The organism is Peribacillus kribbensis DSM 17871 (genome assembly GCF_000430765.1).
Lineage (GTDB): Bacteria > Bacillota > Bacilli > Bacillales > DSM-1321 > Paraperibacillus > Paraperibacillus kribbensis.
The window spans coordinates 147,374-159,455 of record NZ_KE387242.1; the positions used below are offsets into that span (position 1 = coordinate 147,374).

At 47.4% G+C, this 12,082-nt stretch carries 9 protein-coding genes; 8 read left to right on the top strand and 1 reads right to left on the bottom strand.

The genetic code is table 11. The annotated features are described in order from the left end of the window. Positions 1-36: 36 nt before the first annotated feature. The gene (locus H539_RS29465; RefSeq protein WP_051348748.1) at positions 37-2,121 is read left to right on the top strand and encodes a DUF4179 domain-containing protein; all 2,085 of its coding nucleotides are present in this window, start codon (positions 37-39) and stop codon (positions 2,119-2,121) included. Between the two features lie 139 nt (positions 2,122-2,260). Here the strand turns inward: H539_RS29465 and H539_RS0122725 are convergent, their stop codons facing one another. Beyond that, positions 2,261-2,737, bottom strand: a complete 477-nt coding sequence (locus H539_RS0122725; protein ID WP_026695431.1) for a metal-dependent hydrolase — start codon at positions 2,735-2,737, stop codon at positions 2,261-2,263. A 299-nt stretch (positions 2,738-3,036) separates the two neighbouring features. Here H539_RS0122725 and H539_RS0122730 point away from each other — a divergent pair, with 299 nt between their 5' ends. From H539_RS0122730 to H539_RS29470, 7 genes are all read left to right on the top strand, one after another. Further along, positions 3,037-4,776, top strand: a complete 1,740-nt coding sequence (locus H539_RS0122730) for a sigma 54-interacting transcriptional regulator (protein ID WP_081416016.1) — start codon at positions 3,037-3,039, stop codon at positions 4,774-4,776. Positions 4,777-4,920: 144 nt separating this feature from the next. Then, on the top strand, positions 4,921-6,120 hold the full coding sequence (locus H539_RS0122735; protein ID WP_026695433.1) for an iron-containing alcohol dehydrogenase: 1,200 nt from the start codon (positions 4,921-4,923) through the stop codon (positions 6,118-6,120). Between the two features lie 23 nt (positions 6,121-6,143). Beyond that, positions 6,144-7,604, top strand: a complete 1,461-nt coding sequence (locus H539_RS0122740) for a CoA-acylating methylmalonate-semialdehyde dehydrogenase (protein ID WP_026695434.1) — start codon at positions 6,144-6,146, stop codon at positions 7,602-7,604. Positions 7,605-7,668: 64 nt separating this feature from the next. Beyond that, positions 7,669-8,961 (top strand): histidinol dehydrogenase, encoded by a 1,293-nt coding sequence (gene hisD / locus H539_RS0122745; RefSeq protein ID WP_026695435.1) that lies wholly within the window; start codon positions 7,669-7,671, stop codon positions 8,959-8,961. Between the two features lie 199 nt (positions 8,962-9,160). Beyond that, the gene (locus H539_RS0122750; RefSeq protein ID WP_026695436.1) at positions 9,161-10,594 is read left to right on the top strand and encodes a GntP family permease; all 1,434 of its coding nucleotides are present in this window, start codon (positions 9,161-9,163) and stop codon (positions 10,592-10,594) included. Between the two features lie 117 nt (positions 10,595-10,711). Then, on the top strand, positions 10,712-11,335 hold the full coding sequence (locus tag H539_RS0122755) for a helix-turn-helix domain-containing protein (RefSeq protein WP_245602241.1): 624 nt from the start codon (positions 10,712-10,714) through the stop codon (positions 11,333-11,335). A 15-nt stretch (positions 11,336-11,350) separates the two neighbouring features. Continuing rightward, on the top strand, positions 11,351-12,007 hold the full coding sequence (locus H539_RS29470) for a hypothetical protein (protein WP_051348749.1): 657 nt from the start codon (positions 11,351-11,353) through the stop codon (positions 12,005-12,007). Positions 12,008-12,082 lie beyond the last annotated feature (75 nt).

The following is a 12,082-nucleotide window of genomic DNA, read 5'->3' on the forward strand; positions in this document are numbered from 1 at the left end:
TTTAAGAGATAAATAAGTAAGGGGGAACCCAACCTTATGATTCCAGCGAAAGCAGATTCTGTTTCGATATTGGACATGAGACAAAAAGGCGTGGATGCTATTTTGGAGTGGCTTGAGCTGCATCCGTCTTTCTATGCACTGGGCTGGTGCTATCTTGGCAATCAGCCGCAAGTGGAAGAGCTTTTTTACCAGGCGATTCTTAAAGTACAAAAGAAGCTGCCTCGGTTTAAGAATCATACATCATTTGAAACGTGGGTTACCTCCATCTTTATACATATCTGCCGTGAACTTTCTCAGAGTAGAAGTCCAGGAGTTTCAAAGGAAATTGAATATGATCCTTATCTTAAGGCTCTGAATCGTTTGGAGGAGACCGAGAAGGAAGTGCTCCTCCTGACTTATGTAAGAGGAATTCCCAGGGTGGAAGGGGCGCAGGTTCTTTCGTTATGCGCAGAACAAATGAAGGAGTTATCCTTTTCCGGCATACAGTCTCTTAATAAAGAAATGGGGGAAGGAGCCGCCTTTAATGGCTGCAGGGAGTATCAAAAGGATTATATACATTATTTAGAACGGACTATGGACCGGCCGCAGAAGATTGAGTTTGAAAAGCATATCTATCATTGTCCCGGCTGCCAGGAGGATTTGGGTTCCTTTCAAGAAGTTATGCTGTATCTTATGGATCGGGTGGATCATATATTGGTGCCAGCTGGATTTATAGAGAATATCAAGAAAAGGCTGATAGAACGAGGAAGAGGGAAGCAGCGGAAAAACAAGCACCGTACAAAGGCAGGGCTTTTGATCACAGGTGTTTTCGCATTCTTAATAGGAACAGGCTATTTTACAGGTGCGTTTTCTTTCTTATACTATAAGTGGTCAGAAGATAATCCGGAACTGCGGGCTTCTCTCCAACAAGGCATTGGGGAAAGACTGAACCTTAAAGCAAAAAGCAAAGGCATCATCATTAAGATCAAGGGTGTAATCGCTGATGATTTTCAGACGATTGTTTATTATGAAATAGAAGATACGAAAAAAGATCATCAATATGCGCTGAATTTTGATGAGGGAGTTCGGGTGGAAAATGGATATAAAATCATGAAAAGTGACGACAGTCCAAGAATCTATCCTCCTGATTTTAAAAGGGATCTAAATATTAAGGAAAAGAACGTGTACGATGGAAAGATAAGTCTGCCGCCGCTTGCCAAAGATCAAGGGACAATCAAACTGCAGGTCACAAAGCTCCTGAAATTGTCTCGTAATTCTTCTAATCAACTTGATAGTAGAATGTATGAGGATTTGAAGCCAAAAGTGGGAAAATGGGACTTTACGATCCCGGTAACCAAGCAGCCTTCCATAGAATATGCAGTGAATAAAAAAAGAAACATTGAAGGAATTACAGTCCTGATTGACAAACTCATTCTTGCCCCGACAACCACAATTCTGAACTATGAGATGGTTAATACTCTCAATGAGAAGCAGATTGATTCTCTTAACTTCGACCATATGGAAGTGGATAAAAAGAAAGTAAAGCCGGATTTGTATGGTTTCTCTTTTGCAGATCCTATAAATGAAAATGCTTCTCAAGCAAGCTTCGACCCTTTGCCTGGAGAAAGACCAAAAGAGCTGAAGATAAAATTTGGATCTGTTTCTTCAACTGTGTACAATAATAAAACCATAGAACTGGATGCTTTTAAAACATATCCACAAACGGTTGAATATGCAGGCAGTAAGATCTCAATCGATAAACAGGAAACCGGAAAGGCTGTCACTATCATCATCAGCAATCATGAAATTAAGCAGCGAAAATATGACTCGCTTCAAGTCGATGTTATAAATGATGTTGAAGATAATGCTAATGTAATGGAGACAGATATGGAAGGAGTTTATGTGGATAAAAAAGGGGCGCAATATGATCCGAATAAACTACCCATATCCTATGAAGATATGGAGCAGCCCCGTTATTTCACGACTGTTCAAAGCATAAAGTTAGAAAATGACAACAATCAAAAAGTGACTCCGAAAAAACTAGAAATTTATGGATACAACACGATGAAATATTTGGATGATGTGGTGAAGATTAAGCTGGGAAAAGGAACACGGATGAAAGAAAATGAGAGTAACGAATAAGATACTATATATCACCACCAGAGCAGATCTCTTAGGCTGCTCTTTTTTTATGCTGGTATCTAAAAGGACAAAGTACACACACAAAGGGAGCAAGCGGAAAGTATTCCACCTGGCCTCTTTGTGTGTAAAACGGTTCTCTTTATAAGTACATATGATACCCGCAATAAGCGACAAGCATAATCAGTAATGAGAAAAACACTTTCTCAAAGCTGCCGCCTGTCCGGATTCCTAAAGGCAGCCCCACCCGGATCTTGAACGGCCAGAAGAATTGAATTCCTCTAACCGTAAGGGCATCCAGGAATAAATGACTCGCCATTCCCAGCCAGATGCCGAATTCGAAGGCGGCGGGCCAAGGGGTGTATCTGAATAATAGAAACGCAGCCACTAAGAATAGCAGACTGTGTGTGATGGTCCGGTGGCCGAACGCCTTGCTGACTAGATTGTCGAGCAGGGGGATCATTCTGCCGATCGTTGAGGTCGGCGAGCAGATGTCCGGTATGAGCGAGCCGGCAATGCAGCTCGCAAAAAACATCGTATCATTCTCGATTGTTCCGCCTGTTGATAGATAGAGCGCTCCAGCGGCGATTCCGCCCACTATATGTGTTTTGCCTTCCATAAATCCTCCTAAACAAAAACAGAAATCCTTTCTATCATACTCTCTTAAAATAAGAAGGAAAAGTGTCATTTTTCCTGTTATGGATAAATGTTTATGGGGAATTAATCTGAACTAAAATAATGTTCAAGTACCGCAAAGTTTTAGCTCCAATCTTTTTGGCCGCCTGCGGAAATGTTAGAATAAAGAGAATAGTTGAATAAAAACAGCTTACTGGTGAGGAGACGATTCAGTTGATCGATTACGAGCAAAAATCCCAGCTGTTAAACGAAATCAAAAACGCAGATCCAGTATGGAAGTGGATGACGCCGGACACGCATTATGTATTTCCGCACGAGCCACTGCGTTATGTTGTAGATTTAATGGGGAAGCATCGGATTGACGGGCTTCCGGTCATAGATGGTGAGAGAAGGGTGGTCGGACTGATCACCAAGTCAAAGCTGATGAAATGTTTTGTGGAAGGGGTATCACCAGATTCCCTCGTATCAGAGGTGATGACAAAATCGGTGGTCACCATCCAGCAAAACGAGTCGATCAAGCATGCCTCTGCGGTACCAGTCGGCCGCCTTCCGGTCGTAAATGAAGAGGGAAAACTGGCAGGAATTCTAACGAGGACAGATATTTTGCGTTCCTATTCCACCCATATTGATGAATTGCATGAAACCGTGCATGCTGCCTCCATCCTGAATACCATACTGGAAACGGCCTATGAAGGCATTGCGGTCATTGATATAAACGGAATCATCCGGGAATTTAATGAATCTTATGCCCGTTTCGTCGGGAAAAAGAGAGAAGAGGCGATCGGGCAGCATGTTACCTCCATTATTGAAAATACCCGGCTGCATCATGTGATTCAGACAGGTGTCGCGGAGAAGGGATATATCCAGCGAATCCAGGGGCAGGACATGGTTGTTCACCGTATTCCCATCAAAAGGAATGGCGAGGTCATCGGGGCCATCGGCATGCTGATTTTCCAGGGAGTGACGGAGCTTTACAATATACTCGGAAGAATGCAGGAGCTTTCCCGCCAGGTGACGCAGAACCTATTGGCGCAGGAAACCCAGGAGCAGCCAGATAATGGATTTAATCAAATCATCGGCAGAAGCGAAAAGCTGCAGCATGTGAAGCGCATGGCCAGAAAGGCGGCTGCCACACCATCGACCATCTTGATCACCGGTGACAGCGGGACCGGAAAGGAAATGTTTGCGAAGGTTGTCCATCAATCGAGCGCGTATGGTGAAGGGCCCTTTATCAGCGTGAACTGCGCGGCGATTCCTGAGCATCTGCTGGAGGCAGAGCTGTTCGGCTATGAGGAGGGAGCGTTTACTGGAGCGAAAAAAGGCGGAAAGCCCGGTAAATTTGAGCTTGCCCATAAAGGGACTCTGTTTCTCGATGAGGTCGGGGATATGCCTCGTGTCATGCAGTCGAAAATTTTGCGTGTCCTGCAGGAGCGTGAAGTGGAGCGGGTGGGAGGAGTCGCGAGGCATTCCGTCGATGTCCGGATTGTGGCCGCGACCAACCGGCATCTTGAAGACATGGTGAAGACAGGGGACTTTCGGGAGGATTTGTATTACCGGTTAAATATTATCCGCCTGGAGCTACCTGCTCTCCGAGAAAGGAAAGAGGATATCCCTCTCCTCCTGCACCATCAGCTCCACCATGTATGCCAGCGCTTCGGGGTTAAAGAAAAGCAATTTTCAGAGGATGCCCTGGCGGCCCTGGTTTCCTACTCCTGGCCTGGAAATGTGAGAGAGCTGGTCAATACGGTGGAAATGCTGGTAAGTCTTTCGGACACAGCGGTCATCAGCAAGGATGAGCTGCCATCACATTTTAAAATTCTCAAAGAGAGTGAGCCTGCCGCGGCTTTTATTAGGGAAGAAGCACCTCTTAAAAAAGTCAAAAATCAAGTGCTTGAACGAGAGAAAGACGCCATCCTGCAGGTGTTGAAGGAGACAAACGGAAACAAAGCGGCTGCTGCCAGGCTCCTGGGGATCCAGAGGTCGACTCTGTATGAGAAATTAAAAAGGCATAACCTACATTAATGTCTGGATAACCATACACTAACCATACACTTGTGTATGGTGAATCGGACACTATGATTCTGTAAACCTCTTATTTTCCGCCTTTTTCAAGTTGGCACGGTTCTTGCAAGTATAGTAGGTGTACAGATAAAGGAGGCGAAAGTTTTGAAAGGGTATGCAGAATTTCGTATGCCGGGTGCCGTGTTTTACGGAAAGGATTCACTGTCAAAACTCGGTGAAGAGGCTTCAAGGCTTGGACATAAGGCGCTGATTGTAAGCGATGAAATCATGGAGAAAATCGGAAATGTGAAAAGATGCCAGGATCTTCTGGATCAAAGCGGCATTTCCCATGTGGAATATTTGAAAGTCAATTCTGAGCCGACCGATGAACATGTCGAGGAGGCGTTAACGATCTGCCGTGAGAATGGCTGTGATGTGATTATTGCCATTGGCGGCGGCAGCTGTATGGATGCGGCAAAAGCGGTATCGGTTGTCGCTGCGAACGGAGGATATATCGGAGAGTATATGGGAGGCAGAAGACCGGTTGAAAAATCGCCGATTCCGATGATTGCCATCCCGACCACGGCAGGAACTGGCTCTGAGGTCACAAATGTAACCGTCATCACGAATACCAAAGAGGATATCAAAATGATGATCAAGGATCCGGCCTTCCTTCCGAAGATGGCGATTGTGGATCCGGTCCTGACGTATTCCTCACCGCCGAAGGTGACCGCAGCGACGGGTGTGGACGCTCTATGCCATGCAGTGGAAGCCTATATCTCAAGACTTGCCCAGCCGCTGACCGACCAGCTGGCCCTTTCAGCGATCGAGCTGATTGTCCAGCATCTCCGGGCGGCCTACATAAATGGAGAAGACAAAGAAGCGAGAGAAAAGATGGCATTTGCCTCCATGCAGGCAGGGCTTGCCTTCACGAACGCTTCTGTCACCCTGGTTCATGGAATGTCCCGGCCGATCGGCGCGTTGTTCCATGTTCCTCACGGGATCTCAAATGCCATGCTCCTTCCGGCAGTTCTCGAATTCACGAAGGAACAGGCTGCCGGCCGCCTTGCGGATATCGGGAAGATTTTGAGACCTGATTTGAAAGCGCTGTCCAATGAGGAGCTTGCTGATGTGACAGTCAACGAAATCAAAAAGCTCTGCCAGGACCTGAACATCCCGAATATGAAGGATTATGGACTGGACAGTGGAAAATTTAAGGAAGCTGTTTCCAAGATGGCGAAGGATGCCCTTGCCAGCGGAAGTCCGGGGAATAACCCAAGAGTCCCGTCCGCAGAGGAAATTATGGAGCTTTATCATACCTGCTATACCTATGATTTTTCGGTGTTTGAAGGCGTCACTAACTAATAAAGGAAAAGGGGAGATTGGATATGACATCAACAGTAGAAACCGTTGTACTAAAGAATTTTATTGGGGGAGAATGGGTTTCTTCCAAATCCCAGAAGACGGAGGGAGTTCCGAATCCTGCAACAGGGGAAATTCTTGCACAGGTGCCGATTTCAACCCGTGAGGATCTGGAAATGGCTGTGGAGGCTGCCAAAAAAGCCTTTCAATCCTGGAAAAAAGTTGCCGTACCAAAGAGAGCACGTATCTTATTCCGCTACCAGCAGCTTTTAATCGACCACTGGGATGAGCTGGCCGAGCTGATCACAAAGGAAAACGGCAAGAATTATGATGAGGCTTATGGAGAAGTGCAGCGCGGCATCGAGTGTGTGGAATTTGCGGCAGGCGCACCGACCCTCATGATGGGAACTCAGCTGCCGGACATCGCAACTGGCATTGAGTCAGGCATGTACCGCTATCCAATCGGAGTCGTCGGCGGCATCACACCGTTCAACTTCCCGATGATGGTACCATGCTGGATGTTCCCGCTTGCCATCGCCTGCGGAAATACCTTCATTTTAAAAGCATCCGAGCGCACTCCGCTCCTTGCCAACCGCCTTGCGGAGCTGTTCAAGGAAGCTGGACTGCCTGACGGCGTATTGAATTTGGTCCATGGCGCACACGATGTGGTGAATGGCATTCTCGATCACCCGGATATTAAAGCCGTATCCTTTGTCGGCTCCCAGCCGGTGGCTGAGTATGTGTATAAAACGGCTGCTGCCAACGGAAAACGCGTACAGGCCTTGGCTGGTGCGAAAAATCATACCATCGTACTTCCTGATGCAGACCTTGATTTAACGGTTACGAATATTGTCGGTGCAGCATTCGGCTCGGCAGGGGAGCGCTGCATGGCCTGCTCGGTTGTAGTGGCTGTCGGGGATGTGGCAGATAAGCTTGTGAACCGTCTGGTGACGGCCTGCGAAGAAATGACGATCGGAAACGGCCTGGAAAAAGGGAACTTCCTTGGACCGGTCATCCGTGAAGCCCATAAGGAGCGTACTGTTAAATATATTGAAATCGGCGAATCTGAAGGTGCCGAGCTGCTGCGTGACGGACGCAAGGATGAAGCGGTGTCAGGAGAAGGATACTTTGTCGGGCCGACCATCTTTGATAACGTAAAATTAGGCATGAAAATCTGGCAGGATGAAATTTTCGCTCCTGTACTTTCTGTGGTACGTGCAAAAGATTTGAGTGAAGCAATCAGCATCGCCAACGAATCTGAATTTGCGAACGGCGCCTGCCTCTTCACAGACAGTGCCAAAGCTGTGCGTCAATTCCGTGAAGATATCGATGCAGGAATGCTGGGAGTGAATATGGGCGTACCGGCACCAATGGCTTTCTTCCCATTCTCCGGCTATAAGAAGTCCTTCTATGGCGACCTTCATGCGAATGGCCGTGATGGCGTGGAATTCTATACCCGCAAAAAGATGCTGACAGCCAGATACTAAGAGAATGCAGCGGAGGCCGGTGTCTGGCCGGCCCCTGCTTACATAATGGAGGAGGAAATTCAGGATGGCGAGATTTCTTAAAACAGGCAAAACCAAGGAAGAGCTGGCAGTCCAGGCTGCACAGGTGACAGAGACCGTAAAAAGCATTTTGGATGATATAGAGAAGAATGGCGATTCCGCAGTACGTAATTATTCTGAAAGGTTTGATAAGTGGTCCCCTGAAGGCTTTAAGCTTTCACAGGAGCAGATCGAGGAGATCATCAGCACGGTTCCAGGGGAGACCATCAAGGATATTGAGTTTGCCCAGGCACAGATCCGGAGATTCGCGGAGGCCCAGAAATCTGCACTGCGTGATATTGAAGTCGAAACTCTGCCGGGAGTCTTTTTAGGACACAAAAATATCCCGGTGAACAGTGTGGGCTGCTATATCCCAGGCGGCAGATATCCGATGGTCGCTTCCGCCCACATGAGTGTCCTTACCGCAAAAGTGGCCGGCGTGAAGCGTGTGATCGCGTGCACACCGCCGATTAATGGGGAAATTCCAGCGGCAACCGTTGCCGCGATGTCACTGGCAGGTGCGGATGAAATTTATCTTCTTGGCGGAGTCCAGGCGATGGCAGCCATGGCGATCGGAACCGAAACGATTCAGGGAGTCGATATGCTGGTCGGACCTGGCAATGCCTTTGTGGCAGAAGCGAAGCGGCAGCTGTTCGGCCGGGTAGGCATCGATCTTCTGGCAGGTCCTACAGAGGTATTGGTGATTGCGGATGAGACCTCGGATGCAGAGATTGTGGCGACGGATCTTTTAGGACAAGCCGAGCATGGCCCGACTTCTCCGGCCGCCCTGATCACAACCTCTGAAAAGCTGGCCAATGAAACGGTCAAGGAAATCGAACGACAGCTGGAGACACTCGAAACAGCGGACGTGGCCCGCGCAGCCTGGAACGAATACGGCAGCATCATCCTGGTGGACAGCCTGGAGGAAGCAGTGGCAGAGGCGGACAAGCTGGCCTATGAGCATGTGGAAATTTTGACAGAGGATCCGCGTTTCTTTCTTGAGAACATGACCAATTTCGGAGCGCTGTTCTTAGGACCGGAAACCAATGTGGCGTATGGCGATAAAGTCATCGGAACCAACCACACCCTTCCCACAAAAGGAGCTTCACGCTACACAGGCGGACTGTGGGTAGGCAAATTCCTGAAAACCTGCACCTACCAGGAAATCCGCACACCAGAAGCAAGCGCCATGATCGGTGAATATGCCGAGCGCCTCTGCCATCTCGAGAACTTTGCCGGACACCGCGAGCAGGCACTCCTGAGGGTCCGCCGGTATAAGAAGGAATCGGTGCATCAGTGATTGTCACATAGAGGGCGGTTTGGCCGCCCTTTTTCTCTAAAGAGTATAAAGACCAGAATCCAACGCCTGCCGGGGAAATAGTGCTTTCATCAAGCGTATGAAGACCAAAATCCTACACCCCAGCATGAAATTGGCTATTAGAAATGGATAAATGAAATCCGCTAAACAAATTTTTGCATACTCAGATAGGAGGTACGATATGGAACTGGTTGTGATTTTGCTTGCCTTAGGACTTTTAATGTTCATTGCTTATAAAGGGTTTTCCGTTATTTTATTTGCTCCGCTCTGCGCCTTGTTTGCCGTATTGCTTACGGATCCATCTCATGTACTGCCGTTCTTTTCTAACATCTTTATGGAAAAGATGGTGGGCTTCATCAAGCTTTATTTCCCGGTTTTCCTGCTGGGCGCGATTTTTGGTAAGGTCGTCGAGACCTCAGGGCTTGCCGCTTCGATTGCGAAAACAATCGTCCGGGCAGTGGGGGCCAAGCGTGCCATACTTGCGATCGTGCTCATGACAGCAATCTTAACCTACAGCGGCGTCAGCTTATTCGTGGTTGCATTCGCTGCTTATCCATTTGCAGCAAAGCTTTTCCAGGAGGCTTCGATTCCAAAACGCCTGATTCCAGGTACGATTGCTTTGGGAGCGCTTTCTTTCACGATGGATGCCATGCCGGGTACACCGCAGATCCAAAACGTTATTCCGACTTCTTATTTCAAGACCGACATCTATGCGGCTCCCGTTCTTGGAATCATCGGTGCCATTTTTGTTTTTGCTTTAGGGATGGTTTATCTTGAATCCCGCCGCCGCAAGGCTGCCGCAGCCGGGGAAGGCTATCTGGGATTTGGGGGAGAAATAGCGGCAGCTGCTGAGCCGATTCCATCCGAACCTGCTCCTTCCTTTACCTCAGAAAAGGAAAGCCCGCTCCGCCAAATTCTCGCATTTGTGCCGCTTGTACTTGTCGGGGTGATGAACAAGGTCTTTACCGTTAATATTCCTAAATGGTACCCAAATGGGTTCGACTTTTCGAAGATTGGCTTAGATGTTTTTGGGAAGGTAGAGCTGCCGACTGTCCTTGGAGTCTGGTCCGTTGAACTCGCACTGGTCATCGGAATCATCACGACCATTGCCTTTAACTTCAAAAGCGTAGCAGTGGATTTCAAAACCGGACTCAACGCCGGTATTGGAGGAGCTCTGCTTGCCGCAATGAATACGGGCTCTGAATATGGATTTGGAGGAGTCATTTCATCTCTTCCTGGCTTTGGGGTTGTCCGGGACGGCATCTCCCATACGTTCTCAAGCCCGCTTATGAATGGTGCGGTCACCACCAACGTCCTTGCCGGTATCACCGGTTCTGCATCCGGAGGAATGGGAATCGCCCTCAGTGCGATGGGGGAGAAATATGTCCAGGCCGCCCAGAGCTCAGGGATTCCCATGGAAGTTATGCACAGAGTCATAGCCATGGCCTCCGGCGGCATGGACTCCCTGCCGCATAACGGAGCGGTGATCACACTCCTGGCTGTTTGCGGGCTGACACATAAGCAGTCCTACCGTGATATTTTTGCTGTTACGATTATTAAAACAATAGCTGTATTCTTCATTATCGGTCTATATTCCATAACAGGCTGGATTTAAAAGAATAAAGACAGGGACTCAATCCCTGTCTTTATTCTTTTGTATACCAATGAAGATTCTTTCATTAAAAAGGAATTTCTTAATTACTCAAAAATGGTATCAATGGGAATTTTGTAAATGAATGGAAATATTTCGTTGACTATTATCATTAATGAAAATATAATTACTAATGATAATGATTATACAAAGAGAATAGTGGTGATGTTTTTGAAAGGAGAATCCAAAGCCGATTTGATGCTTCATCCAGTCAGGTTCCGCATTGTCCAGTGCCTGTTAGGGGGAAAAGAAAAGACCGTTCAAGAAATTAGTACCGATCTGTCAGACATTCCGCAGGCCACCCTCTATCGCCACATAAACAAGCTTCTGGAGGGCGGACTGGTAATGGTGGTCGAACAGCGGCAGGTAAGGGGAACTCTGGAGAAGGTTCTTGCCTTGCAAAGTCCCGCAGCAGTTTCCCGGGAAGATCTAGGCAGGATGTCAAGAGACGAGCATATGCATATGTTTATGATGTTTGTGTCTTCCCTTGTTGATGATTATGACCGGTATCTTCACCAAGAAGAATTCGATTTGGTCAAAGACGGTGTCAGTTACCGAAAAGCCACGCTGTATCTCTCAGATCAAGAATTTACTGAAATGGTCACGGCGATTCGTCAGGCTATTGAATCTGCCCTCCCCAATACACCAAGTGAATCACGCCGCAAGAGGATCATTTCAAATATCGTAATGCCGGATGGCAATTAAGAAAGGATGACGTGTATGAAAAAAGCCATTGCAGTGAGTCCTCTTTACCTGCTCGTCAGTATCTTATTCTGGCTGTTATTCTGGAAGGCTGGTTATCCGATGAACTGGGGCTCGTTTGGATTTGGGATATTGGGCTGGTGGATCGCCTATTTACTTCGAATACCCATCAGCCTGGTTTTAATGAAAATCCAGGGAGGAAAACAGCCGAAAGGAATCATCTATTTCTCTGGTATATTGGAAGAATCGGTCCGTCTTATCATCCTGGTTTTAACTGGATCGGCCATCCAGAAGACTCTCTCTATAGGCCAGGGATGGGCGTTCATCGAGGTAGTATTCGCCATCGTAAACCTGCTGGCATTGAACAATCTGGCCGCCAAAACAGATGAAAAATCCATGCAGGCAAAAGAAATGTTAAGCGCTGCTGGAATGAAGATGGACGGAAGTCCCTTTTGGGGAGCATTCGAACGGATTTTTGCGAGCGCATTCCATATTGGGAGCACCTTAATCATTGCTTGGAATCCATGGATGGTTCTTGTGATGATTCCGGTCCATACCTTTTATAACATGGCCGTCACATATATTATGAAACGGTCCATTGCTTATATGGAACTGGCAAGTGCTGTATTCGGGAGTGTTGTATTTATTCTTGGACTACTAGTTTATTTACATTGAAGGTTAGGATGGGCTGGTACCATGCTAGGTTCAAGGGGAGTTAGAGTCATGTGCGGAATAGATTTTGTTATGGCA

Excerpts from the sequence above, each read along its gene's own strand:
- H539_RS0122750 (WP_026695436.1), top strand. The coding sequence starts at position 9,161 with ATGGAACTGGTTGTGATTTTGCTTGCCTTAGGACTTTTAATGTTCATT.
- H539_RS29465 (WP_051348748.1), top strand. The coding sequence starts at position 37 with ATGATTCCAGCGAAAGCAGATTCTGTTTCGATATTGGACATGAGACAA.
- H539_RS0122730 (WP_081416016.1), top strand. The coding sequence starts at position 3,037 with ATGACGCCGGACACGCATTATGTATTTCCGCACGAGCCACTGCGTTAT.
- H539_RS0122755 (WP_245602241.1), top strand. The coding sequence starts at position 10,712 with ATGAATGGAAATATTTCGTTGACTATTATCATTAATGAAAATATAATT.
- hisD (WP_026695435.1), top strand. The coding sequence starts at position 7,669 with ATGGCGAGATTTCTTAAAACAGGCAAAACCAAGGAAGAGCTGGCAGTC.
- H539_RS29470 (WP_051348749.1), top strand. The coding sequence starts at position 11,351 with ATGAAAAAAGCCATTGCAGTGAGTCCTCTTTACCTGCTCGTCAGTATC.
- H539_RS0122725 (WP_026695431.1), bottom strand. The coding sequence starts at position 2,737 with ATGGAAGGCAAAACACATATAGTGGGCGGAATCGCCGCTGGAGCGCTC.
- H539_RS0122740 (WP_026695434.1), top strand. The coding sequence starts at position 6,144 with ATGACATCAACAGTAGAAACCGTTGTACTAAAGAATTTTATTGGGGGA.